Source organism: Stutzerimonas stutzeri (assembly GCF_013522825.1).
GTDB classification, from domain to species: domain Bacteria; phylum Pseudomonadota; class Gammaproteobacteria; order Pseudomonadales; family Pseudomonadaceae; genus Stutzerimonas; species Stutzerimonas stutzeri_AK.
Window position 1 is genome coordinate 1 of record NZ_JAAMQZ010000007.1, and the last position, 24,153, is coordinate 24,153.

Consider the following 24,153-nt stretch of genomic DNA (forward strand, 5'->3'; position numbering starts at 1 on the left):
CCAACTGCTACCACCTGTACCCGGCGCACGCCGCGTTCGGTGGCTACAAGAAGTCCGGCGTCGGTCGCGAAACCCACAAGATGATGCTCGACCATTACCAGCAGACCAAGAACCTGCTGGTCAGCTACGACATCAATCCGCTGGGCTTCTTCTGACAGGCCTCGGAGAGCAGCGGGGGCTGGCCTTGCGTGTGTCCGGCCCCCGCACATACACCACCGTGATCCTTCGGGAGCGAAACCTTCCGTAAAGAACACCGCGACACTGTTCAAAGCCAGTTTCAGGCCTGCCTGGCGCAGCCTCCGATTGGCTTCTGACGCCTGGCAAAACCATAACAAAAGGGCAAAGCAATGGATCAGATCGGCAATTACGTCCTCTACGTCATCATGTTCTGCGCGGTCCTGGGAGCCTTCGCAGCCATTCGTGACAGTGAAAAAGGCCTCGGCAAGGAGTTCATGGAGGGTATCCATGCCACGGGGCACATCTTCGTTCCGGCAGCCGGGATCATGGCCTCCATCCCCTACCTGACGGTGATGATCGAGAGTGTCTTCGGGCCGTTCTTCGACGCCCTGGGCGCCGATCCGGCACTGGCGGCCACAATGATCATCGCCTCGGACATGGGCGGCTATCACCTTGCCTCAGCCCTGGCGGCCAGCAAGGAAGCGCTGATCATGGCGCTGATCACCGGTTTCATGGGCGGTGCGACTATCGTCTTCTCGATTCCCATGGGCCTGGCCATGCTCGACAAGCGTGACCACAAGTACATGGCGCTGGGCATCATGTCCGGCATCCTGACCATCCCCATCGGTGTAATGATCGCCAGCGCCATCCTGGTGATCAGCAATCCCATGGTGCGCGAAGTGGTCGCCACCAACGGAGAAGCCACTTACCAGCTGGCCATGGGGCTGGGCGGCGTGTTCGCCAACCTGCTGCCAATCATCATCTTCGTGGTGGCGCTTGCCGCCGGCCTGCGCTTCCTGCCGGACCTGATGATCAAGGGCTTCATTGCCTTCGGTCGTGGCATGGATGCACTGATCAAGCTGGTGCTGGTGTTCTCCATCGTCGAATACTTCACCGGCGTGTTCACCCTCGTGCTGGGCGGCTGGGGCTTCGACCCGATCATCGCCGATGCCGAGGACCAGACCCGCGCCCTGGAAACCGCCGGCTATATCGGCATCATGCTGGCCGGCGCCTTCCCGATGGTCTACCTGCTGCGCAAGTACCTCGGCGGCCCGCTGGAAGCGCTGGGCGGCAAGGTCGGCCTGAGCGCCGTCGGCAGCGCCGGCATGCTGGCGACCATCGCCAATATCCTCGCGATGTTCCGCCTGGTGCGCTTCATGCCGCCGAAGGACAAAGTGCTCAACATCGCCTTCGGCGTGTGTGCGGCCTTCCTGCTCGGCGATCACCTGTCCTTCACCGCCAACTTCCAGCCGACCATCATCCTGCCGGTGCTGATCGGCAAGATACTCGCCGGTTTCTCCGCCGTGGGGCTTGCCTACTGGCTATCGGTACCCAAGGCGCTGCAACTGGAGCAGCAGGACCGGGCCGCCGGCATCATCGAAGCGGATGAGTATCCGGGATCGACGCTGCACGGCAGCCCCCTGCCGATCCCGAAAGAAGCCGCCCGGGCCTGAAACGCCCCAGGCACTCCCGAAAACGAGCCACAGCTGCCGCAAGAGGCTTAACTACCTCTATCGGCAGCCATACTCGCCGGGTTGTCTTCCACCCCGAGACAGGAGCCTGATCATGGCAACCTATTCCCACAGCATCGGCGGCCAGACCTGGCGCTTCGACAGCCTGCGCGAGTTGCTGGCCAAGGCCAGCCCACTGCGCTCGGGCGACTGCCTGGCCGGCGTCGCCGCCGCCAGCGACGCCGAACGCGCCGCGGCGCAGATGACCCTGGCCGACGTGCCGCTCAAGCAGTTTCTGAGCGAGGCGGTGATTGCGTATGAAAGCGACGAAGTCACCCGGCTGATCATCGACAGCCACGACGCCGCCGCCTTCGCCCCGGTCAGCCACCTGACGGTGGGTGGCCTGCGCGACTGGCTGCTCGGCGATGCCGCCGACGAGGCCAGTCTGCGCGCCCTGGCCCCCGGCCTGACGCCGGAGATGGCCGCTGCGGTGTCGAAGATCATGCGCGTGCAGGACCTGATCCTGGTGGCGCAGAAGATCCGCGTGATCACCCGCTTTCGCAACACCATGGGCCTGCGCGGACACATGTCCACCCGCCTGCAACCCAACCACCCCACCGACGACCCCGCCGGCATCGCCGCCAGCACCCTCGACGGCCTGCTCTACGGCAACGGCGACGCGATGATCGGCATCAACCCGGCCACCGACAGCATGGGTTCGATCTGCACCCTGCTGGAGATGCTCGATGCCGTCATCCAGCGCTACGAGATCCCCACCCAGTCCTGCGTGCTGACCCACGTCACCAGCTCCATCGCCGCCATCGAGCGCGGCGCGCCGCTGGACCTGGTGTTCCAGTCGATCGCCGGCACCGAAGCGGCCAACGCCAGCTTCGGCATCAGCCTCAAGGTGCTCCAGGAAGGTTACGAAGCCGGCCTGAGCCTCAAGCGCGGTACGCTGGGCAACAACCTGATGTACTTCGAGACCGGCCAGGGCAGCGCGTTGTCGGCCAATGCCCATCACGCTGTCGATCAGCAAACCTGCGAGGCTCGCGCCTATGCGGTGGCGCGCCATTTCAATCCGTTCCTGGTCAACACCGTGGTCGGCTTCATCGGCCCGGAGTACCTCTACAACGGCAAGCAGATCATCCGCGCCGGGCTGGAGGACCACTTCTGCGGCAAGCTGCTGGGCGTGCCGATGGGCTGCGACATCTGCTACACCAACCACGCCGAAGCCGACCAGGACGACATGGACATGCTGCTGACCCTGCTCGGCGCGGCCGGCATCAACTTCATCATGGGCATTCCCGGCTCCGACGACGTGATGCTCAACTACCAGACCACCTCCTTCCACGACGCACTCTACGCCCGCCAGGTACTCGGCTTGCGGGCTGCACCGGAGTTCGAGCAGTGGCTGGCGCGCATGGGCATCTTCAGTCACCGGGACGGCCAGCTGCGCCTCGGTGACGAGCTGCCACCCGCCTTCCGCCAGGCCCTGGCGCAACTTTCCTGATTCGCGCATTCATGCAGAGGTACGCATGTCCGACCACGCCCCCACCACCGAGAACCCCTGGCAGCAGCTGCGCCAGCTGACCCCGGCGCGCATCGCCCTGGGTCGTGCCGGCACCAGCCTGCCGACTCGCGCCCAGCTCGACTTCCAGTTCGCCCATGCCCAGGCCCGCGACGCCGTGCACCTGCCGTTCGACCCTGCCGGTCTGCGCGAAGAACTGCACAACCTCGGTCACCACTCGCTGCTGCTGCACAGCGCCGCCAGCGACCGCCATACCTACCTGCAGCGTCCTGATCTGGGACGGCGCCTGGATGATGAATCCGCCGCCCAACTGGATGAATACGTCAAGCAGCACGGCGGCGGCCATGACCTGGCCCTCGTCATCGCCGACGGCCTCTCGTCACTGGCAGTCAGCCGCCACAGCCTGCCCTTTCTCAAGCGTCTGCTCGAACAGGTGACCGCCGAAGGCTGGTCACTGGCCCCGATCACGCTGGTGGAACAGGGCCGGGTGGCGGTGGCCGACGAAGTGGGCGAGCGGCTGGGGGCGAAGATGACGGTGATCCTGATCGGCGAGCGTCCCGGCCTCAGTTCGCCCGACAGCCTCGGCCTGTACTTCACCTGGGCGCCCCGCGTCGGCCTCAACGATGCCTATCGCAACTGCATTTCCAATGTGCGCCTGGAAGGCCTTAGCTACGGCATGGCCACCTTCCGCCTGATGTACCTGATGCGCGAAGCCTGCCGGCGGCAGCTCTCCGGGGTCGACCTCAAGGACGACGCCCAGGTGCCGACCCTGGAAAACCAGGGGCCTGGCAACTTCCTGCTACCGAACAAGGATTGATGGCCTGAGGAGCCACCGATGCCTCCCTCGTCCCGGCATGCACGCCGCTTCGCCGTTACCCTCATTGTTCCGTTTCCACCCGCCGCCCGGCGAATCGCGGCGGCGGCGCTCCCGAGGCAATCCCAAGTCGTCGCCGGCAAGGCATATAGCCTGCGGGCTACCGGTAGGCCTGACGCATTACTGGCTGCTTCGCGTGCACTGGTCTGCAAATTGCTTGCTTTCTGAAGTCAGGGCGTTTCGCGAGGCCCAGCCGCTTTGACAGGAAAGGCTGATCGAAGACCACCGCTGCAATAACAATAAAAAGGGCGCCAGCATGTTCAAGCAGAAGAAATTCAAACAGGCGACGCTGATCCTGATTGCCATTACTATCATTCTGATCCTGCCGAACCTGAACCGCCTGGTCAGTTGAGCGCCAGCCACGAGGCGAACCGAGAGGAACCCCATGTACAGATTGTTCGCACTGCTCATGACTTTGGCCGGCGCCACGATGGCTGGTGAAATCGACCGTCCGGCGGCGCTTGCCGCCTTGCAGAATCCCGACACCCTTCTGATCGATGTGCGCACGGCACCGGAATACGCCCAGGGTGCCCTCCCCGGCTCATTGCGGATCGAAACCCCGGAACTTGCCGAGCGCATCGCCCGTGTAGCGCCCGACAAGAATGCCTCCATCGTGCTCTACTGCCGTAGCGGTCGACGCTCGTCAGCCGCCCAAGATCTGCTGCAGGAGCTGGGCTACACCCAGGTCATCAATGCCGGCGGTTATGAGCAATTGCGCGAACTCGTCCCCTCCCGCTGAAAGCGTCCTGAAAAGCGGACATCCACGCCACTTCCTGCGTCTCCCTGCCAGCACGGAGCCATCGGCACGGAACTAATGCGTGGCAAAGGCTACTGAAAAAGTAGCCTTTGCCTGGCGCCTGGCCGCGTCGTCGTAGGAGTTGAGTGATGAATTGGGATGCGATGCTGAACGAAACCCTGTGGATCAACATTGCCATAGTCGCGGTTGCCACCTTCGTCAGCTATCTGGTGCTGCAAACCGCCCTCAAGATTGTCACCAATCGCCTGCGCAAATTGAGCAAGGGATCGCCCAGCGGCTTCGCCGGCATGGTCGCGGAAATGCTCAGCCGCACCAGCCAACTGCTGCTCATCGCGATGTCGCTGCTGATCGGCCTGAAGTTCGCGGAGCTGCCCGACCGTTGGGAATCGGCCATGTCCCATGGCTGGTTCATCGCACTGGCGTTCCAGATCGCGCTCTGGCTCGACACGGCTGTCCATCTGTGGATGGACAGCCTGACGCGCGATGGCAAGGCGCGCAATCCGGTAACCACCACCATCATCGGCATCATGTTGCGCCTCGTCGTCTGGACGATGATGCTGCTGTCGGTCCTCGCCAACCTCGGCGTGGACATCACCGCGATGGTGGCCAGCCTGGGCGTGGGTGGTATCGCCATTGCGCTGGCGGTGCAGACGTTGCTCAGCGACGTCTTCGCCTCGCTCTCCATCGGCATCGACAAGCCGTTCGAGATCGGCGACTTCGTGGTCTTCGGCGATATCGCCGGTAACATCGAGCACATCGGCCTGAAGACCACCCGCATCCGCAGCCTGAGTGGCGAGCAGGTGGTGTGCTCCAACGCCGACCTGCTTGCGCAGACGATCCACAACTACAAGCGCATGGATACGCGGCGGATCGTCTTCAAGTTCGGCATCAGCTACAAGACGACCGCGAGCAAGCTGCGCGAAGTCAGCCAACTGGTTCGCCGGATCATCGAGGGCATCGAGCTGGCCAAGTTCGATCGGGCGCATTTCTTCTCATTCGACAACAGCCAGCTGACCTTCGAGGTCGTCTACATCATGCAGACTGCCGACTACAACAAGTACATGGATGTTCAGGAAGCGATCAATCTCGGTCTGCTCGAAGGTATACACGAGCTGGAAGTGGACTTCGCCTTCCCCATCCGCCAGGTGGAGTTCATCGGCGGCAATCTGCCGGAAATGCTGGTTGCCCGAGCACCAGAGGAGCAGACGGCAACCCCACAGCCATCAGCGCCAGCCCCCTGATCGGAACCTGCGGGGCGGCGACCGAAACAGGTCGCCGCCCCGCCCTGATCAGTTTTTCCGCATCGCCACGTGGGTATCGATCAATTGCTGCACCACGCCCGGATCGGCCAGCGTGGACAAGTCGCCCAGGGTGTCGAATTCATCCGTGGCGATCTTGCGCAGGATGCGCCGCATGATCTTTCCCGAGCGCGTCTTGGGCAATCCGCTCGCCCACTGGAGGGTATCCGGCACGGCGATCGGGCCGATCTCCTTGCGCACCCATTGCTGCAGTTCCTGACGCAACTGATCGCTCGGCTCCTCGCCGTGGACGAGGGTGACGTAGACATGGATACCCTGCCCCTTCACCGGATGCGGCACGCCGACCACCGCCGCCTCGGCGACCTTGCGGTGGGCGACCAGCGCGCTTTCGATTTCCGCCGTGCCCATGCGGTGCCCGGAGACATTGAGCACATCATCCACGCGCCCGGTGATCCAGTAGTAGCCGTCCTCGTCGCGGCGCGCGCCATCGCCGGTGAAATACATGCCGCGAAAGGTCTTGAAGTAGGTATCGACGAAGCGGTCGTGGTCGCGATAGAGGCTGCGCATCTGCCCCGGCCAGGAATCGAGAATCACCAGATTGCCTTCGATGGCGCCTTCGAGCAGGTTGCCGAGGTTGTCCACCAGGCCAGGCACCACGCCGAAGAAGGGTCGCGTCGCCGAGCCCGGTTTCAGCGCGGTGGCGCCGGGCAAGGGGCTGATCAGGATGCCGCCCGTCTCGGTCTGCCACCAGGTATCGACGATGGGGCAGCGTGACTTGCCCACCGTCTCGTAGTACCAGTGCCAGGCCTCGGGATTGATCGGCTCGCCCACGCTGCCGAGCAGGCGCAGGCTTGAGCCATCCGCGCCCGCCACCGCCGCGGCGCCTTCGGCCATCATCGCGCGAATCGCCGTGGGTGCGGTGTAGAGGATGTTCACCTGATGCTTGTCGATGATCCGGGCAATGCGCGCCACATCGGGATGATTCGGCACACCCTCGTACATCAGCGTGGTCGCGCCGTTGGCCAGCGGGCCATAGATGATATAGCTGTGCCCGGTGATCCAGCCGACGTCGGCGGTACACCAGTAGATTTCGCCGGGACGATAATCGAAGACCCGTTCATGGGTCAGCGCGGCGTACAGCAGATAACCGCCCGAGGTGTGCAGCACGCCTTTCGGTCTGCCGGTGGAGCCGGAGGTATAGAGGATGAACAGCGGCTCCTCGGCGCCCATTTCCTTCGGCGCGCAGACCTCGCCGGCCACCTGCATCAGTTCGTGATACCAGACGTCGCGATGCGGGTTCCACTTGATCTCGCCACCGGTGCGCCGCACCACGATGATCTTCTGCACGCAGCGGGTTCTGGGGTTGGTCAGCGCATCGTCGACATTGGCCTTCAACGGCACGGCCTTGCCGCCGCGCATGCCTTCGTCGGCGGTGATCACCACCTTGGAGTCGCCATCGATGATGCGCCCCGCCAGCGCCTCGGGCGAAAAGCCGCCGAACACCACCGAATGGATCGCGCCGATGCGCGCGCAGGCCAGCATGGCCACCGCCGCTTCGGGAATCATCGGCATGTAAATGGTCACCACGTCGCCGCGATGCACATCCTGACCACGCAGGGCGTTGGCGAACTTGCTGACTTCCCGGTGCAGTTCGCGGTAGGTGATCTGCCGGCATTCGGAGGGATCATCACCTTCCCAGATGATCGCCACGGCATCGCCGCGCGCCTCCAGGTGGCGGTCCAGGCAGTTGGCCGATACGTTCAACGTGCCGTCGGCGAACCACTTGATGTCCACATGATGATCGTCGAAGGAGGTCTGCTTGACCCTGGTGAAAGGTCTGATCCAGTCCAGACGCGCCGCCTGTTCGCGCCAGAAGCCATCCGGGTTCACCACCGATTGCTGGTACAGGGCCTTGTATTCGGCCTCGTCGGTCAGCGACCGCGCCGCCACTTCGGGCCGCACGGGATACAGGGACGCAGCGCTCATGGGCAATTACCTCATGTGTGTCATGGCATCAGTTGTCACTCCTGTCTCGCAGGCGAAACCCTGTTCCCATCCACGCGCCTGGCAGACATTGGGTTTGATCCCTACCGGGGTGGATGCGTTCCATCACGGCCACCCTGCGTTTCCCCAAGCATAGACCGCTGCCTGAGCACGGTTGAGTTGCCCTGCCCGGTGGCGCTCGGTCATGCTCGCCCCGAACGACGGCACACAGGTATCGCAAGCATGGAACAACGCGGCAACGCCCTGCCCCTGCACGGCATCAGGGTCATTGAAATGGGCCAGCTGATCGCCGGTCCCTTCGCCAGCAAGATGCTGGGCGAATTCGGTGCCGAGGTGATCAAGATCGAACCGCCGGGCGGCGGCGACCCGCTACGCAAATGGCGCAAGCTCAAGGACGGCACCTCGCTCTGGTGGCATGTGCAGTCGCGCAACAAACACTCGCTCACCCTCGATCTCAGAGAGTCCGAAGCCCAGGACATCGTGCGCAAGCTGGTAGCCGAGGCCGACGTGGTGGTGGAAAACTTCCGCCCCGGCACGCTGGAGGAATGGGGCCTGGGCTGGGACGCACTGTCGCAGCTCAACCCGCGCCTGATCATGCTGCGCATCTCCGGCTACGGCCAGACCGGCCCCTACCGCGACCTGCCAGGCTTCGGCGTGATCGGCGAAGCCATGGGCGGCCTGCGACACCTCTCCGGTTATCCGGGCCAGCCACCGGTGCGCGTCGGCGTCAGCATCGGCGATTCGCTGTCCTCACTGTACGGCGTGATCGGCGTGCTGCTCGCCCTGCAGGAGCGCAACCGCAGCGGCCTGGGCCAGGAGATCGACGTGGCGCTGTACGAATCGGTATTCGCCATGATGGAAAGCCTGGTGCCCGAATACGACGCCTTCGGCTACGTGCGCGAACCGGCGGGCAGCGCCCTGCCGGGTATCACGCCATCCAATTCCTACCCGTGCAATGACGGCACCTGGGTACTGATCGCCGGCAATGGCGACAGCATCTACAAACGCCTGATGACGCTGATGGGCCGCCAGGACCTGGCCGACGATCCGCGCTTCGCGCATAACGATGGCCGCGCACGGCACGCCGAGCTGATCGACGCCGCCATCGGCGAGTGGACGGCGCGGCACAGCCGCGACGAAGTGATCGAGGCGCTCAAGGGTGCCCGCGTGCCGGCGGGTTATCCCTATACCGCCGCCGATATCGTCGCGGACCCGCACTATCTGGCGCGGCGGATGATCGAGCAGGTCGAGACCTTCGCCGGCCCGCTGAAAGTACCCGGCGTGCTGCCCAAGCTCTCGCGCACGCCGGGACGCATCGGCCAGGGTGGCCCGCAGCTGGGCGAGCACACCGACGACATCCTCGCCGGCCTCGGCCTCAGCGACGAACAACGCCAGGGCCTGCGCGCGCGGGGGATCATCTGACGAGCCAGCTACTTCAGGTTGCCTGCCCGGCGCGCTGCAACAGACGACGGGCACGACCGACGACAGGCGCGTCGACCATCTGTCCATCCACCACGAAGACTCCATCACCGGACGCGCCGGCAGCGAGGATACGTTGCGCCCAGGCCAGCTCTTCAGCGCTGGGCATCAGCGTTTCATGCACCACGGCGACCTGGCTGGGATGAATGCACAGCAGGCCGCCAAAGCCCATGTCACGCGCATTCGCCGTGGCTTCGGCGAGGCCGTGCAGGTCCTTGATATCGGGGAAAATACTTTCCAGCGGCGGCGCCAGCCCGGCCAGTCGTGACTGCAGCAGCAGTGCATAGCGCGCCTGATCGAGCATGCGCTCGGCTGCCGCGCTGCCGCTGGAAAGTCCCAGGTCGAGGCCCAGGTCCAGCACGCCGAAGGACAACCGCTCGACACCTTCAGCCGCCGCGATCTCGCCCAGCGCGGCAAGCCCGCGCGCGCTTTCGACGATGGGCCACAGCGGCTTTCCGCAAGCCGCGACGGTCGCCACCTGGGCCACGCTTTCAACCTTGGGCAACAGCACGCCGATCACCCCGGCATGCTGCGCGCAGAGGGCGATATCCGCCGCTTGCTGTTCATGGCCGGGGGCGTTGATGCGCACCAGCACGCGAGCCTCAGGATGGCTTGCAAGGAAGTCAGCGAGGTTATCCCGAGCCTCGGCCTTGAGACTTTCGGCCACGGCATCTTCCAGATCGACGATCACCGCATCGGCGCCACTGGCCAGTGCCTTGGGAATCCGCTCCGGGCGGGTGGCGGGAACGAAAAGTGCGCTGCGGAGGGTGCCTGGATTCATATGGGTGTCCTTCAATTGTTCGTTTGTCAGGCAGGTTACACCGCGCCCTGCTCGTGCAGGCGCTGAATATCGCTCGACGTATAGCCCAGCTCCGCCAGCAGCGCATCGGTGTGCTGGCCCAGCGCGGGAATCGGCTCCATGCGCGGCCTGAAAGCGCTGTTGCCACCCGGCGGCAGCAAGGCGGGCAGTTTGCCGGACGGGCTGTCCACCTCGCTCCAGCGCTGGCGTGCCCGAAGCTGCGGATGCGCCCAGACGCCGGCCATGTCGTTGACGTGGGCGTTGGCGATCGATGCGTTGTCCAGGCGGACGATCACCTCCTCGGCGCTCAGCCTGGAGAAGGATTCGACGATGATCGCTCGCAATTCAGCACGGTTTTCCGAACGCTTGAAGTTGGCCGAGAAGCGTTCGTCCTGCGCCAGTTCCGGCTGCAGCAGCACCTTCTCGCAGAACAGCAGCCATTCGCGCTCGTTCTGCAGGCCGAGCATCACCGTGCCGCCGTCGCCGGTGGGGAACGGCCCGTAGGGATAGATGGTGGCGTGAGCGGCGCCGGCGCGCGGCGGCGGCGTGGCGCCCTGGTAGGCGTAGTACAGCGGGTAGCCCATCCATTCCACCAGACTCTCCAGCATGGACACGTCGATACGGCTGCCGACGCCGGTCTTGCCCCGCAGCATCAGCGCCGAGAGCACGCCGGTGTAGGCGTACATGCCGGCGGCGATATCGGCGATGGAACAACCGGCCTTGGCCATCTCGGTCTCGCCCGGCCCGCCGGTGACGGAGAGGAAGCCGCCCTCGGACTGGATCAGCAGGTCGTAGGCCTTCTTCTGCTCGTAAGGCCCGCCTTCGCCATAGCCGGAGATATCGCAGACGATCAGCCGTGGGAAGCGCTCGTGCAGCGCCTCGAAGGACAGCCCCATGCGCGCGGCGGCACCGGGCGCGAGGTTCTGCACCAGCACGTCGGCCTTGGCCAGCAGTTGGTCGAGCACGTGCGAGGCGGCATCCTGCTTGACGTCCAGAGTCAGGCTTTCCTTGGAGCGGTTGGTCCAGACGAAATGCGAGGCCAGGCCATCGACACGTTCGTCGTAGCCACGGGCGAAATCGCCGGCGCCGGGCCGCTCGACCTTGATCACGCGGGCACCGAGATCGGCCAGCTGCCGGGTGCAGAACGGCGCGGCGATGGCGTGTTCGAGGCTGACCACGGTGATGCCGTCGAGCGGGCGGGGTTTGGCGGTTGTATCGTTCATATCCGGTTCCTGCAGATTCGGCGTAGGGTGGAAATCGGCGAAGCCATTTCCACGCGTTTGTTCAAGCCCCAGGGGACTCTGGCACCGCTTTGGTGGATGAGGCTTCGCCGTCATCCACCCTACGATTCAGTTCAGGCCAGTTCGTCCAGCCGCTCCAGCCCGCGCAGCCGCCAGACCTTGTCGATCAACACGCCCGCCTCGTCGTCGCTGCGCGACCCGGAGAACTGCAGCAGCCGGCGAAACTTGTCTTCCAGCTCGGCGCGGCTCAGGGTGTTGCCCGGATCGCCCTTGGGTTCGTCGATGGCACCGTGCAGGATGCGTCCATCCGTGGTGGTCACTTCTACCCTGCCCAGCCAGCGCGCCGGATAGGCGCCGTCGACCTCGGGATCGAGCAGCATGCTCACCTTCTCGCGAAACAGCCCGACACGTGGATCGCTCAGCGCATGGCTATGGAATTCGCTCAGCCCGGCCTTGCCGTACAGGGCGATCAGACCCAGCACCGTGCCCATGGAGAACTTCGCCTGGTGCACGGTCTGCGGCACTACCACGCGACCCAGCACGTCGATGGCGCCCTGGTGTACATGGGCGGTGACGCTGGCGATGTTCTCGGCTGTAAGGTTCTCGCGCTGCATCAGATCAAGCAGCGCATCGGCAGCCGGGTGCGTGTGTCGGCACGAGGCGTGGAACTTGAACGAGGTCTCGGCCAGCGCCCAGCGGCTGCCGAGACGGTCGGAAAGTCTGCTCGGATCGGCATCATTGGACATCCCGGCAGCCATGCCCTGCTCGCCTTCGAGAATGTTCTGCGCGCCGGTCAGGCCGTCTTTCGTCAAGTAGGCCGCGAGCAGGCCATCGGCGGCGGCCTTGGCGGTATGCAGTTGCTTGGAGTCGGCGGCATCACGGAGGAATTCCCAGAGGCCGGCGGCCTGGGTGCCGGCACTGCCCAATAGATGGGTGAACTGCTGCTGATCGAAATCCATCAGCTTGCCCACCGCCACGGCGGCGCCCAGGGTGCCGACGGTCGCGGTGGTATGGAAGATGCGGTAATGCGAACGACCGAGGAATTCGCCGATGCGAATGCCCGCCTCATAACCGGCAACCGCAGCGACGAGCAGGTCGCGACCGGACTTGCCCAGATCCTGCGCCGCCGCCAGCGCCGCCGGAAAAACCACGGTGGCCGGGTGCAGCACCGAGCTGTTGTGCAGATCGTCCTGCTCCACCAGATGCGAGCTGGCGCCATTCACCAGCGCGGCGAAATAGGCACTGCTGCTCTTGCCATTGACGAAGATGCGCGCCGACCCTTCTGCCGGCCCCATGCGCTGCGCATAGCGCTCGAACAACGGGATCGGGTGCGATCCCGCGCTGGCCAGCGCGGAGCCGAGCCAGTCGAGAAACAGGTCTTCGGTGCGGGCGAGCACCGCGTCGGGAATCTGCTCGTAAGCGAGCCCGGCGAGAAATCCGGTCAGCGCCTGGGTGTGCTGGCTCATGCGTTCGGCTCCAGTATCGAATGATTTTCGTAGGAGCGGGCCTTGCCCGCGAAACATTCCCGCTCGGAGGGACGAGCCTCCTTCGCAGGCAAGGCCCGCTCCTACAGGATGGATTTCAGCCCACCGATGATTAAAAAGAACGCGGCAGCTCCAACAGATGCTCGGCCACGTAGGACAGGATCAGGTTGGTGGAGATCGGCGCCACCTGGTACAGCCGCGTCTCGCGGAATTTGCGCTCGACGTCGTATTCGTTGGCGAAGCCGAAGCCGCCGTGGGTCTGCAGGCAGGCGTTGGCCGCCTCCCAGGACGCCTTGGCCGCCAGATACTTGGCCATGTTGGCCGCCGCCCCGGCGTTGCGACCGGCGTCGTATTCCTCGCAGGCGCGCCAGCGCATGAGATCCGCCGCTTCCAGCTCTATATGCGACTCGGAGATGGGGAACTGCACGCCCTGGTTCTGCCCGATGGGCCGCCCGAACACCACGCGGTCGCGGGCGTACTGGGCGGATTTTTCCGTGAACCAGCGGCCATCGCCGATGCACTCGGCGGCGATCAGGGTACGCTCGGCATTCAGGCCGTCGAGGATGTAACGGAACCCCTTGCCTTCTTCGCCGATCAGGCTGCTGGCCGGAATCTCCAGGTTGTCGAAGAACAGCTCGTTGGTTTCGTGGTTGACCATGTTGGCGATCGGCTGCACGGTCAGGCCGTTGCCGATGGCCTCGCGCAGATCGATCAGGAAGATCGACATGCCGTCGGCCTTGCGCTGCACCTCGGCCAGCGGCGTGGTGCGCGCCAGCAGGATCATCAGGTCCGAATGCTGGATACGCGAGATCCACACCTTCTGGCCATTGATGATGTACTTGTCGCCCTGCTTCACCGCCGTGGTCTTGATCTTGGTGGTGTCGGTGCCGGTGGTCGGCTCGGTCACGCCCATCGATTGCAGGCGCAACTCGCCGCTGGACAGTTTTGGCAGGTAGTAGCGCTTCTGTTCCTCGCTGCCGTTCCTGAGCAGGGTGAACATGTTGTACATCTGCCCGTGCACGGTGCCGGAATTGCCGCCGCAGCGGTTGACCTCTTCGAGGATGATCGAGGCTTCGGCCAGACCCAGGCCCGAGCCGCCGTATTCTTCCGGGATCATCGCCGACAGCCAGCCGGCTTCGGTCAGCGCGCTGACGAAGGCTTCGGGAAAGCCCTTCTCCTCGTCGATCTTGCGCCAGTACTCGGCGGGGAACTCGGCGCAGAGGCAGCGCACGCCTTCACGGATGGCGCTGTATTCGTCGTTCAGGTACGGGTTCATCCAGGTTCCTCGATTCGAGTCGTTGTTGTGCGCTCACGCGCCACAACTAGTGATGTGTCAGGCGAATTCCACTTCGGCCTTCTGCGCGATGCCGTCGGCATTGCCGGCCCAGAGTTCGGCCTTGCCGGGCGTGACGATGCGCCCACCAACCTCGAACGGCTGCGGCGCGATCAGCGGGCGCACGCCGCGATAGGCGAAACGCCTGAGGCGCGCGTCGGGGTTGGCGCGGCAGAAGGCGCGCAGGCTGAGCGTGGCGATCAGCGGGCCATGCACCACCAGCCCCGGATAGCCTTCGGTTCCGGTGGCGTAGGGCCAGTCGTAATGAATGCGGTGACCATTGAAGGTGACCGCCGAGTAACGGAACAACAGCGTCGCGGTAGGCTCCACCGCCTCACGCCAGTCGCCGGTCGGCAACGGCTCGCTGCCGGACAGCTTTGGCGGGCTCGGCTCGCGGTAGACGATATCCTGTTCCTCGCGGATGGCCAGGCGACCGTCCTGGGAGTAGTCGTGGCGCAGGGTGACGAACAGCAGCGCCCCCGTGCGACCGGCCTTCTCCTCGACATTGAGAATGGTGGTGGTGCGGCTGGCTTCGCCGCCGACTTTCAGCGGCTCGTGGAATTCCAGACGTCCGCCGGCCCACATGCGGTTGCGCTCGCCAGCCGGTGGCAGGAAGCCGCCCCGCGCCGGATGCCCGTCCTGACCGAGACCGGCCTCGGCCACCGTGTCCTGGAAGAAGCACCACTGCCACAGCGGTGGCAGTGGTTCGCCATGCCCCGGATTAGGCTCGCCGAAAGTAGCGGCGATACGCTGGATCAGGTTGCGGCTCAGTTGATCGTGAACATCCTGGGTACGCCCGATCCAGGCAGTCAAAGCAGAGTCGGTCATTGCTTGGGTCCGCGCTGTGTTGTTTTACCGCAGGATGCAACGAAGCCGGCGTTCCGTGAATTTGTATTTACCGACACCAGCGTTCGGCTATCCTGAACGCCATTTCTTCCTGCGAGCGCCACCATGCATTTCGATCTGGCCGATCTGCGCCTGTTCATCCATATCGCCGAATCCCCCAGCCTGACCCAGGGCGCGCGGCGCGCGCACCTTTCGCCAGCCGCCGCCAGCGCCCGGATCAAGGCACTGGAGGGCCAGCTCGACAGCCGCCTGCTGTACCGCGACAGTCGCGGCGTGGAACTGACGCCCGCAGGCAGCCGGTTACTGCAGCACGCGCGGCTGATCATGCGCCAGGTCGATTACCTGAAAAGCGAGTTCACCGAATACGGTGCCGACAATGCCGGGCATATCCGCATCTTCGCCAACACCACGGCGGTCACCGAATTCCTCCCCGAGGTGCTGGCCGGCTTCCTCGCCCAGCGCCCCGGCGTCACGGTGGACCTGCAGGAAAAGCTCAGCCGCGACATCGTCCGTGGCGTGCTGGATGGCTCCACGGACATGGGCATCATCGCCGGCCCGGTGCAGGCCGAAGGCCTGCAGGTCCTGCACTTCAGCACCGACCGCCTGCTGCTGGCGCTGCCCGTAGGGCATCCGCTGGCGACGGAAAAGAAGGTGACCCTGCGCCAGACCCTGTCTTACCAGCACATCGGCCTGCACGCAGGCAGCACACTGTTGAGCTTCCTGCGCGATCAGGTCGAGCGGTTGGGTGGCAATCTGTCGTTGCGCATCCAGGTTTCCAGCTTCGAAGCCGTGTGCCGGATGATCGAGGCCGGCGTCGGCATCGGCGTGATCCCCGAATCCGCCGCCCTGCGCCACAGCCGCACCATGCAGCTGGTCACGGTGGCGCTGGACGAGCCCTGGGCCGTGCGTGAACGCAGCATCCTGGTGCGCGATCTGGAGGCGCTGCCCGGAACGGTGCGCGCGCTGATCGCCACCCTGACTTGCGCGTCGCACTGAGCCATCCACACATCGGAGCGAATTGGTTGGAATCCTCCGGCGCCTGAGTTGCCCAACCGAAGACACCAGCGAAACGCCGGAGCGCAACATGCCGGCCAATCTTCCGATTTTCCCCTTTTAATTCAACAGGCTGCACACGCAAGGCACTGGTCGTCGCGGCACTCTCAGCTTGCCATCATCGTTTCACTTGCCTAGGGTTGTTCGTCATGAGGACTTTAATCGCGCCCATCGCTTCACTACTCGCTGGTGTCGCCCTTCTTCTGCTCGGCCACGGCCTGCTCAATACCCTGCTGACCCTGCGCGGGGTCGCCGAAGGCTATTCCACGGGCATGATCGGCCTGCTGATGTCGGCCTATTTCGCCGGTTTCCTCATCGGTACCTGGCTGGCGCCTTCACTGATTCGCCGCATCGGGCATATCCGCACCTTCGCCTTCTATGCGGGCGTGGCGACGGTGGTGGTGCTGCTGCACGTACTGATCGTCAACCCCTGGGTGTGGCTGGCGCTGCGACTGCTCTATGGCGTTGCGCTGGTCACGCTGTACATGGTCATCGAGAGCTGGCTCAACGCGCAGGTCAGCGGCGAGAAGCGCGGCCAGGTGTTCGCCCTGTACATGGCCGTCAACCTCGGCGCGCTGGCCGCCGCGCAGCAGCTGCTGAGCCTCGACAGCCCCATGGCGTTCACCCTGTTCGCGCTGTCATCCATCCTGATCTGTGCCGCGCTGATGCCCATCACCCTGACCCGCCAGGCACAACCGGTACAGCCGGAAATGCCGCCCACCGACCTGCTGCAACTGGCCCGTATCGCGCCCTTGCCCCTGATGGGCGCCGGGATTTCAGGGCTGGCCCTGGGCGGTTTCTGGGGCCTGGCGCCGGTCTACGCCAGCCAGGTGGGCTTCGATGCAGCCGGGGTCGGCCTGCTGATGAGCGTGACGATTCTTGGCGGCGCGCTGCTGCAATGGCCCATCGGGCTGTTTTCCGACAAGCATGAACGGCGCGTGGTGATGCTCTGGGTGGTCGCCATCGCCGCGTTGCTCGCCCTGGTCATTGCCCCGCTGACGGCCAGCCCGCTGCTGCTGGGGCTGATGTTCATCTGGGGTGGCCTGGCCTTCTCGATCTATTCGATAGCCGTCGCACAGATGGTCGACCAGCTGCACCCGGACGAAATTCTCTCGGGCTCCAGCGGCCTTTTGCTGGCCAACGGCTTCGGCGCCGCCATTGGCCCGGTGGCAGCCGGTGGCCTGATGCACCTGGCCGGCCCCATTGCATTGCCGCTGTTCTTTGCCGTAAGCCTGGGCGTGCTGGCGTTGTACTCGTTCTGGCGGCCGCGTCGGGTCATGGATCTGGTGACCGAACCCCACGGCCATTTCACGCCGATGCTACGCACCAGCCCCACGGTGATGGAACTGATGCCCGACGCGCCCGAAGTGGTACCCACGGAGGAGCCGGTCAGCGAAGAAGGGCTGGACGACATGCCGCTTCCAGAGCCGGCACCGGACCTCGAGTCCGAGCAACGCAGCGGCTCGTAAGAGGCTGCGGGCAACTCAGAAATCCACCTTGCCCCGCCCTGCCTTGATCGCGCCCCGTTTGTTCTTGCCCTCCAGCCGGCGCTTTTTCGAGGCAAGGGTCGGGCGTGTCGGGCGTCGCGCCTTCTCGACCTTCGCTGCGCTGCGAATCAGCTCGACCAGGCGCTCCAGCGCATCGGCGCGGTTCTGCTCCTGGGTCCGATACTGCTGCGCCTTGAGGACGATCACCCCGTCGCCGGTGATGCGGCTGTCGCGCAATGCCAGCAGCCGTTCCTTGTAGAAGTCTGGCAGCGACGAGCCCTTGATATCGAAGCGCAGGTGCACCGCGCTGGAGACCTTGTTGACATTCTGCCCACCGGCACCTTGCGCGCGGATCGCGGTCAGTTCAACCTCACTGTCGGACAGATTCACGGTATTGGATATCTCGATCATCGAAGCCTTCATAAATCATCATCGCCGCAGCAACCCGGACACCTTTCTAAATGAATTGGCGCTGCTTGCCCGCGCGGTCTTCGGTTAACAGACCGTGGAAAAACGTAGGCGAGGCAGGCAAGACGAGGCAAAAACAGCCGAAGAAGCGGAGTTTAGGTGTTCTAAATGAGCATTCTGAGGCTGTTTTTAACGACGTATTGCCAACGCAGCTAGTTTTTCAACAGCCTGTTAAGGTTACCTTCCCGCTGCAACGGACAGTCCCATGGATTCGATTACTCAGGCCCTGCTGGGCGCCAGTGTACAGGCCTCCCTGCTCGGTCGCTGGCAGGGTCGCAAGGCGCTGCTGTATGGCGCCATGCTCGGCACCCTGCCCGATCTCGATGTGGTGATCGACTTTGGCGATGCCGTGGCCAACATGACCTATCACCGTGGCTTCAGCCATTCGCTGTTCGTCCTCAGCCTGGTGGCCGTGGGGCTGACCTGGCTGGTAAGACGATTCCGGCCCAACCCGGACTATTCGGGCATGCGCCTGTTCTTCACCCTCTGGCTGGTGCTGATCACCCATGTGACGCTGGACGCCTTCACCAGCTACGGCACCCAGCTGTTCTGGCCCTTGCAGACGACGCCCGTTGCCTGGTCCAGCGTTTTCATCATCGACCCGCTGTATAGCGTGCCCCTTCTTTTGGCGGTACTGGCCGGGACGATCCTCGGCTTGCAGGGACGCACCCCGCGCTGGCCCGCGCTCGCCCTGCTGCTGTCATCTCTGTACCTGGCCTTTACCCTGGCCGGCAAACAGATGACGGAAAATCGGCTGGAAACGGCCCTGTCCGGCACGAGCATCCAGGCCGAACGAATATTCATCACGCCGACGCCCTTCAACAGCCTGCTGTGGCGCGCCATCGTGGTGGACGGTGACGACTACTACGAAACCCTGGTGAGCTGGTTCGACCACAGCCCGCCGCAGCTGGTACGCCTGCCTCGTGGAGCGGGACTCGCCAGCCTGCTTGCCGACTCGCCGCAGCATGCCCGCCTGCACTGGTTCAGCGATGGCGTGCTGCGTTACGACGAAGTGAATGATCAGATTCTGGTGACGGATCTGCGGCTGGGCATGACCGGCTTCCATCCCTTCCGCTTCGCATTGGCCGAGCGCAACGGCGATGGCTGGCGGCTGATCCCCCATGTCGAAAGACTGCCAGCCGCGCGCGGCGACCTCGACCGTCTTGAACAGATCTGGCAACGCATCTGGCAGCAGCACCCCGGCCTGCCGCTGGCCGAATGGGCGGCAGACCTGAACAGGCGGTAGGTGGGGTCACGCTTCACCGCCCCGACGAGCGGAGTGGCGGATGTACCTGAAAAACTCCGATTACGCCTTCGGAGACCCGGATTACGCCTTCGGCTAATCCAGGCTACGACTGAGCAGAGTGTAGGGCCGAACGAGTTCGGCCCTACGATCAGGTACGGAAATGCCTGACCAGCCCTTGCAGCTCGACACCCAGACGCGCCAGTTCGGCGCTGGCGGCGGCGGTCTGCTCACTGGCGCTGGCGCTCTGCTCGCCGATGTCATGCACCCGCGTCACGCTTTCGGAGATGTTTTCCGCCACGGCGCTCTGCTCCTCGGCGGCGGCGGCGATCTGCTGGTTCATCTGTTCGATGGTGGACACCGACTCGGTGATGCGCCCCAGCGCCATGCCGGCCTCGTTGGCCAGCTCGACGGTGCGTTGGGTCAGATCACGGCTGCTCTGCATCTGCTCCACCGCCTGCTTGGCGACGCGCTGCAGATTGCCGATCAGGCCTTCGATTTCCTCGGTGGAATCATGGGTGCGCCGTGCCAGGGCGCGCACTTCATCGGCGACCACGGCAAAGCCGCGGCCCTGTTCCCCGGCCCGTGCGGCTTCGATGGCCGCGTTGAGCGCCAGCAGGTTGGTCTGCTCGGCGACGGCACGGATGACTTCCAGCACGCTGCCGATGCGCCCGCTTTCGGCATGCAGCGCCTCGATGGCATGGGCCGACTGCTCGACCTCACCGGCAAGGTGGCCGACCTGCACAGCGGCATCCTGCACCACCAGATCGCCCTGACACGCCTGCCGGTCAGCTTCGCGTGCAGCCAGCGAGGCCTGCTCGGCATTCTGCGCCACTTCCTGCACGGTGGCCGACATTTCGTGAATGGCAGTCACTACCTGTTCGGTCTCGATACGCTGTTTCTGCACACCGGCACTGGTCTGGGCGGTGACCGCCGACAGCTGTTCAGCGGCGGTGGCTAACTGTCCGACCCCGCCGCCGATGCGCCCGATCAGCGTGCGCAGGCTCTGGGTCATGTTGGCCATGGCCTGCTGCAACTGACCGAGTTCATCCTGCCGGGTAACCGTCTGCGTCTGGGTCAGATCCCCGCCCGCAACCTGCTGGGCCAGTTGTACGGTGTAGCGCAGCGGCACCACGATCATGCGCGAGATCAGCGTGGCGGCCACCAGACCGATAAGTACAGCAAGCACAGTGATGCCGCCCAGCAGCCAGTGGGCATTGCTGCGCTGGGCCTGCATGGCGGCGGTCGACCGATCCAGCGCCTGGTCGGCGGCATCGAGAATGTGCCGCGCCTGGGTTTCCATGGCCTGCTCCAGCGCAATCCGTGTGCCGCGATTGCCACGAAACTCGGTAAAAGCCTGCTCATAGTTGCTGATGGCCGCCAGCGCGCCGTCCATCGTGGCCTGCTGGTCTTCACTGAGCCAGACCTTGAGGCTGCTGCCGATGGTGTTCACGTCACCGTAGGCCTCGACCCAGCTATCGACCGCCGCCTGGGCGTTGGTGCCGATAAACATGCTCTCGAAGGTGCGCAGATCGAGGATGCGCTTGGTCAGACCGGATGCCGCTTCAGCGATGGTCAGTGGATCACTGCCCTTCAGGCGATCACCTTCGAGCCGCAACACCCGTACCGCATCGTACATATCCAGCTCGATATACTCGAATTCCTCACGGCTCCGCTGCGCGGCCTCGCCCATGTGCTGGCGCAGCTCCGCACCCCGGTCGATCAGCGTGCCGTATTCGCTGAACTGCTTGGCGTAGATCTCGACATCGCTGCGAATCCGCTGCAATTGCGCCTGCTCTTCAGCAATGGATCGGGCCGCCAGTTCATTCAGCTCCTGATTGAGCCTCTCCAGCGTGCTGCGCAGCGCCTCGGCGGACGTCGCCTGGCGGGTCAGCGCGTAGTCACGCTCCTGGCCACGCGCCTCGAGAATCGCGGCATTGATCCGCGAAAGCTGGTTCATCTGCGAGGAGCGGGTGAGAATCGAATCCACCGCGTAGAAACCGGTGCCAGCCACACCCAGGGTCAGCAAAAGGACCATGGCAAAGCCGAACAGCAGCTTTTTGCCTACGGAAAGGTTGGCGAAAATATCGGCAGACTGCATCGGAAAAACCCTACAAATGGCGTATTACGAAGTCGCCGGTGGTGCGACTGGAGCGAAGGGCTAAATCATAGCCTTTTAGTCAGCCATTGGCAGCAAAACGTCAACAATCCATCGCCATAAATCAGACGAAGTGCAGACCAAATACGCTCAATGCTGTTGCAGATGGCCGTATAGCCGCGCATAGAGCCCGCCTTCGGCGATCAGTTGCAGATGCTCACCCTGCTCGGCGATCCGCCCGCCATCGAATACAAGGACCCGATCGGCCTGTTTCACCGCCGACAGCCGGTGGGCGATGATCAGGGTCGTGCGGCCCTGGAGAAAGCGGCTCAGGCCTTGATGCAGGGCGTATTCGGTGGCGCTGTCGAGGGCCGAAGTCGCCTCGTCGAGGATCACCACGCTCGGCTCGGCAAGGATCATCCGCGCCACGGCCAGGCGCTGCCGCTGGCCACCCGACAGGCGCACCCCGGAACGTCCGACGATACTGTCCAGGCCCTCGGGCAACTGCCGGATGGTGTCCGCCAGTTGGGCGATTTCCAGCGCCTGCCAGCAGGCCTGATCGTCGCGTTCGCGGCCCATCAGCAGATTGGCGCGCACCGTATCGTTGAACAGCGCCGGATGCTGCAACACCACCGCCACATGCTCGCGCACGCAGTCCAGGCCGATCTGTTCGAGCGTGGCATCGCCATAGCGAATCTCCCCGGCCTGGGCGCGATACAGGCCCAGCAGCAGTTGCACCAGGGTGCTCTTGCCGCCACCGCTGGCGCCGACGATGGCGACCTTCTCGCCGGGCGCGATCTTCAGATCCAGGCCTTCGAGCACCGGCTCGTCCTGATAGGAGAAATACAGCCCGCGCACCTCGATGCCCACCGTGCGACCCGCCGTGAAGGGGTTGCGCCCACCTTCGTACTGCGGCTCGTCAGCCCGCGCCAGCAGCTGGTTGATCCGCGTCAGCGCGCCGCCTGCGGCATAAAATGCGTATTGCAGGCTGAGCAACTGCTCCACCGGGCCGATCATGAACCACAGGTAGCTGAACACCGCCAGCATCTGGCCGATGGACAGATCCGAGAGCAGCACCGTGAGCATCGCCGCCGCGCGAAAGACATCGATGCCGAACTGGAACAGCAGACCGCTGGCGCGATTGGAGGCATCGGTCTTCCACTGCGAAGCCACGGCATGGTCACGCACCTCGCGGGCCTTGAACCCCAGCCGCCCGAGGAAAAAACCCTGACGGTTGCCGGCGCGCACTTCCTGGATCGCATCCAGGGTTTCGGTGAGTGCCTGGGTGAAACGCGAAGTGCTGTCGTTCTCCAGCTTCTTCAGGTGCTTGACGCGCTTGCCCAGCTGCACCGTGGCGTAGATCACCAGCGGATTGAACAGCAGGATCAGCAGCGCCAGTTGCCAGTGCATCCACAACAGGATCGCCGCCGTGCCGGCAATCGACAGCAGCGCCACCAACAGGCGACTGAGGGTTTCGCCGACGAATTTGTCGATGGTTTCCAGATCGGTGACCAGATGCGCCGCCACCGTACCGCCGCCGAGGCTTTCGTATTCGGCCAGGGCGATGCGCTTGAGGCGTTCGATCAGGCGGATGCGGATACGGTAGACGATATCCTTGGACAACCGCGCGAACAGCCGCGCCTGCAGCACGTTGAACACCAGCGCAGAGCCGCGCAGCAGCAGTGTCACGCCGAGCATCAGGCCGATATAGCCGACCGCCGTCTGCCAACCTGTCGGCAGGAAGCGGTCCATGATCTGCAGCGCCGTGTTGCCGTCACCGAGCAGCACCTCATCGACCAGCAGCGGCAGCAACAGGGGAATCGGCACGCTGCTCAGGGTCGCCAGCACGGCGACCAGGTTGGCCAGGATCAGCGCCTTGCGGTGATGCAACGCGAGACGGCGAATCTCCGCCCAGCTGAGCCGGTCAGGCATGCGCGTTGCGCTCCAGCCAGCGCGCCAGCAACGGCTCCAGTGCCGCCAGCGGCTGGTAGCCGTTGGTCAGCAGCGCCAGCTGACCATCGTGCTCGGCGAGCAGGGTTGGAAACCCGGCGATGCCGAGGTTGCGCGCCCAGTCGAAATCACTGGCGGTGGTGTCGCGAATAGCCTGGGAATCGAAACGGTCGGCGAATTCGCCTCGCCCCAGCCCGACGGCTTCGGCCAGTTCCACCAGCCGTTGCGGCTGGGTAACGTCGCAGCGCTGCACGTAGAACGCCTGCTGGATACGCAACGCCAACGGCCAGACGCTGCGCTCATCGAGGCCACGCGCCGCCACCAGCGCACGGCAGGCCGGCTCGGTGTCGTAGATCAGCCCGTCGGGCAAGCCCTGTTCGAGGTCGAAGGGTTGTGCGCTGGCTTCATGCACCGCGCGCCAATAGGACAGGGTGCGTTCGCGTCCGGCGCTGTCCATGACCATCCGTTCGCGGCGCAGGCCGCCGACCACCAGCCGCATCCCGACGTCACAGGCACGCGCCTGCTCCGCCAATGCCTGGGCCACCGGCGCAAAGCCCCAGCACCAGGAACACATGGGGTCCATCACGTAGATCAGTCGGGTGCTCATCAGTACTCCTGAACC

At 64.4% G+C, this 24,153-nt stretch carries 20 protein-coding genes; 10 read left to right on the forward strand and 10 right to left on the reverse strand.

Annotated elements, in window-relative coordinates; genetic code table 11:
* The 6 genes from G7020_RS06235 to G7020_RS06260 form a co-directional block, all read left to right on the forward strand.
* Positions 1–155 (forward strand): aldehyde dehydrogenase family protein (locus G7020_RS06235; RefSeq protein ID WP_073657905.1); only part of this gene is annotated, 155 nt, incomplete at its 5' end.
* 192 nt (positions 156–347) lie between these two features.
* Entirely contained in the window at positions 348–1,631 is a 1,284-nt protein-coding gene (eutH, locus tag G7020_RS06240) for an ethanolamine utilization protein EutH (RefSeq protein ID WP_181083071.1), read from the forward strand.
* 112 nt (positions 1,632–1,743) lie between these two features.
* The gene (locus G7020_RS06245) at positions 1,744–3,138 is read left to right on the forward strand and encodes an ethanolamine ammonia-lyase subunit EutB (protein WP_181083072.1); all 1,395 of its coding nucleotides are present in this window, start codon (positions 1,744–1,746) and stop codon (positions 3,136–3,138) included.
* 25 nt (positions 3,139–3,163) lie between these two features.
* Entirely contained in the window at positions 3,164–3,973 is an 810-nt protein-coding gene (eutC, locus tag G7020_RS06250; RefSeq protein WP_181083073.1) for an ethanolamine ammonia-lyase subunit EutC, read from the forward strand.
* A gap of 442 nt (positions 3,974–4,415) precedes the next feature.
* A complete protein-coding gene (locus G7020_RS06255) occupies positions 4,416–4,769 on the forward strand; it encodes a rhodanese-like domain-containing protein (RefSeq protein WP_181083074.1) in 354 nt (117 codons plus the stop codon).
* Between the two features lie 146 nt (positions 4,770–4,915).
* The gene (locus tag G7020_RS06260) at positions 4,916–6,028 is read left to right on the forward strand and encodes a mechanosensitive ion channel family protein (RefSeq protein WP_181083075.1); all 1,113 of its coding nucleotides are present in this window, start codon (positions 4,916–4,918) and stop codon (positions 6,026–6,028) included.
* A gap of 48 nt (positions 6,029–6,076) precedes the next feature.
* Here the strand turns inward: G7020_RS06260 and acs are convergent, their stop codons facing one another.
* Positions 6,077–8,032, reverse strand: a complete 1,956-nt coding sequence (acs, locus tag G7020_RS06265) for an acetate--CoA ligase (protein ID WP_181083076.1) — start codon at positions 8,030–8,032, stop codon at positions 6,077–6,079.
* Positions 8,033–8,272: 240 nt separating this feature from the next.
* On the opposite strand from acs, the gene G7020_RS06270 reads away from it, so the two are divergent.
* On the forward strand, positions 8,273–9,472 hold the full coding sequence (locus tag G7020_RS06270; RefSeq protein ID WP_181083077.1) for a CaiB/BaiF CoA transferase family protein: 1,200 nt from the start codon (positions 8,273–8,275) through the stop codon (positions 9,470–9,472).
* Between the two features lie 13 nt (positions 9,473–9,485).
* On the opposite strand, the gene G7020_RS06275 is transcribed toward G7020_RS06270, so the two are convergent.
* The 5 genes from G7020_RS06275 to G7020_RS06295 form a co-directional block, all read right to left on the reverse strand.
* Entirely contained in the window at positions 9,486–10,310 is an 825-nt protein-coding gene (locus G7020_RS06275; protein ID WP_181083078.1) for an HpcH/HpaI aldolase/citrate lyase family protein, read from the reverse strand.
* A gap of 35 nt (positions 10,311–10,345) precedes the next feature.
* Entirely contained in the window at positions 10,346–11,551 is a 1,206-nt protein-coding gene (locus G7020_RS06280) for a CaiB/BaiF CoA transferase family protein (protein WP_181083079.1), read from the reverse strand.
* A gap of 131 nt (positions 11,552–11,682) precedes the next feature.
* On the reverse strand, positions 11,683–13,035 hold the full coding sequence (locus tag G7020_RS06285) for an MmgE/PrpD family protein (RefSeq protein ID WP_181083080.1): 1,353 nt from the start codon (positions 13,033–13,035) through the stop codon (positions 11,683–11,685).
* A 130-nt stretch (positions 13,036–13,165) separates the two neighbouring features.
* Positions 13,166–14,329: an acyl-CoA dehydrogenase family protein gene (locus tag G7020_RS06290; RefSeq protein WP_181083081.1), complete on the reverse strand. Its 1,164-nt coding sequence runs from the start codon at positions 14,327–14,329 to the stop codon at positions 13,166–13,168.
* A gap of 57 nt (positions 14,330–14,386) precedes the next feature.
* The gene (locus tag G7020_RS06295) at positions 14,387–15,214 is read right to left on the reverse strand and encodes an FAS1-like dehydratase domain-containing protein (protein WP_181083082.1); all 828 of its coding nucleotides are present in this window, start codon (positions 15,212–15,214) and stop codon (positions 14,387–14,389) included.
* A gap of 123 nt (positions 15,215–15,337) precedes the next feature.
* On the opposite strand from G7020_RS06295, the gene G7020_RS06300 reads away from it, so the two are divergent.
* Positions 15,338–16,228: a LysR family transcriptional regulator gene (locus G7020_RS06300; protein WP_181083083.1), complete on the forward strand. Its 891-nt coding sequence runs from the start codon at positions 15,338–15,340 to the stop codon at positions 16,226–16,228.
* A 206-nt stretch (positions 16,229–16,434) separates the two neighbouring features.
* Positions 16,435–17,754: an MFS transporter gene (locus G7020_RS06305; protein ID WP_181083084.1), complete on the forward strand. Its 1,320-nt coding sequence runs from the start codon at positions 16,435–16,437 to the stop codon at positions 17,752–17,754.
* Between the two features lie 15 nt (positions 17,755–17,769).
* Here the strand turns inward: G7020_RS06305 and arfB are convergent, their stop codons facing one another.
* Positions 17,770–18,183, reverse strand: coding sequence for an alternative ribosome rescue aminoacyl-tRNA hydrolase ArfB (gene arfB, locus G7020_RS06310; RefSeq protein ID WP_181083085.1), 414 nt, complete (start codon positions 18,181–18,183; stop codon positions 17,770–17,772).
* A 262-nt stretch (positions 18,184–18,445) separates the two neighbouring features.
* Between arfB and G7020_RS06315 the strand changes: the two genes are divergently transcribed.
* The gene (locus G7020_RS06315; protein WP_181083086.1) at positions 18,446–19,486 is read left to right on the forward strand and encodes a metal-dependent hydrolase; all 1,041 of its coding nucleotides are present in this window, start codon (positions 18,446–18,448) and stop codon (positions 19,484–19,486) included.
* A 148-nt stretch (positions 19,487–19,634) separates the two neighbouring features.
* On the opposite strand, the gene G7020_RS06320 is transcribed toward G7020_RS06315, so the two are convergent.
* From G7020_RS06320 to G7020_RS06330, 3 genes are all read right to left on the reverse strand, one after another.
* Entirely contained in the window at positions 19,635–21,584 is a 1,950-nt protein-coding gene (locus G7020_RS06320) for a HAMP domain-containing methyl-accepting chemotaxis protein (protein WP_181083087.1), read from the reverse strand.
* 147 nt (positions 21,585–21,731) lie between these two features.
* Positions 21,732–23,513: an ABC transporter ATP-binding protein gene (locus G7020_RS06325; protein ID WP_181083088.1), complete on the reverse strand. Its 1,782-nt coding sequence runs from the start codon at positions 23,511–23,513 to the stop codon at positions 21,732–21,734.
* The gene (locus tag G7020_RS06330; RefSeq protein WP_181083089.1) at positions 23,506–24,138 is read right to left on the reverse strand and encodes a DsbA family protein; all 633 of its coding nucleotides are present in this window, start codon (positions 24,136–24,138) and stop codon (positions 23,506–23,508) included. The genes G7020_RS06325 and G7020_RS06330 overlap by 8 nt, the downstream gene beginning before the upstream one ends.
* Positions 24,139–24,153: the final 15 nt, after the last annotated feature.

Excerpts from the sequence above, each read along its gene's own strand:
- G7020_RS06290 (WP_181083081.1), bottom strand. The coding sequence starts at position 14,329 with ATGAACCCGTACCTGAACGACGAATACAGCGCCATCCGTGAAGGCGTG.
- G7020_RS06330 (WP_181083089.1), bottom strand. The coding sequence starts at position 24,138 with ATGAGCACCCGACTGATCTACGTGATGGACCCCATGTGTTCCTGGTGC.
- G7020_RS06245 (WP_181083072.1), top strand. The coding sequence starts at position 1,744 with ATGGCAACCTATTCCCACAGCATCGGCGGCCAGACCTGGCGCTTCGAC.
- G7020_RS06320 (WP_181083087.1), bottom strand. The coding sequence starts at position 21,584 with ATGCAGTCTGCCGATATTTTCGCCAACCTTTCCGTAGGCAAAAAGCTG.
- G7020_RS06260 (WP_181083075.1), top strand. The coding sequence starts at position 4,916 with ATGAATTGGGATGCGATGCTGAACGAAACCCTGTGGATCAACATTGCC.
- G7020_RS06270 (WP_181083077.1), top strand. The coding sequence starts at position 8,273 with ATGGAACAACGCGGCAACGCCCTGCCCCTGCACGGCATCAGGGTCATT.
- arfB (WP_181083085.1), bottom strand. The coding sequence starts at position 18,183 with ATGATCGAGATATCCAATACCGTGAATCTGTCCGACAGTGAGGTTGAA.
- G7020_RS06300 (WP_181083083.1), top strand. The coding sequence starts at position 15,338 with ATGCATTTCGATCTGGCCGATCTGCGCCTGTTCATCCATATCGCCGAA.
- eutC (WP_181083073.1), top strand. The coding sequence starts at position 3,164 with ATGTCCGACCACGCCCCCACCACCGAGAACCCCTGGCAGCAGCTGCGC.
- G7020_RS06295 (WP_181083082.1), bottom strand. The coding sequence starts at position 15,214 with ATGACCGACTCTGCTTTGACTGCCTGGATCGGGCGTACCCAGGATGTT.
- eutH (WP_181083071.1), top strand. The coding sequence starts at position 348 with ATGGATCAGATCGGCAATTACGTCCTCTACGTCATCATGTTCTGCGCG.
- G7020_RS06275 (WP_181083078.1), bottom strand. The coding sequence starts at position 10,310 with ATGAATCCAGGCACCCTCCGCAGCGCACTTTTCGTTCCCGCCACCCGC.
- G7020_RS06325 (WP_181083088.1), bottom strand. The coding sequence starts at position 23,513 with ATGCCTGACCGGCTCAGCTGGGCGGAGATTCGCCGTCTCGCGTTGCAT.
- acs (WP_181083076.1), bottom strand. The coding sequence starts at position 8,032 with ATGAGCGCTGCGTCCCTGTATCCCGTGCGGCCCGAAGTGGCGGCGCGG.
- G7020_RS06280 (WP_181083079.1), bottom strand. The coding sequence starts at position 11,551 with ATGAACGATACAACCGCCAAACCCCGCCCGCTCGACGGCATCACCGTG.
- G7020_RS06305 (WP_181083084.1), top strand. The coding sequence starts at position 16,435 with ATGAGGACTTTAATCGCGCCCATCGCTTCACTACTCGCTGGTGTCGCC.
- G7020_RS06315 (WP_181083086.1), top strand. The coding sequence starts at position 18,446 with ATGGATTCGATTACTCAGGCCCTGCTGGGCGCCAGTGTACAGGCCTCC.
- G7020_RS06255 (WP_181083074.1), top strand. The coding sequence starts at position 4,416 with ATGTACAGATTGTTCGCACTGCTCATGACTTTGGCCGGCGCCACGATG.
- G7020_RS06285 (WP_181083080.1), bottom strand. The coding sequence starts at position 13,035 with ATGAGCCAGCACACCCAGGCGCTGACCGGATTTCTCGCCGGGCTCGCT.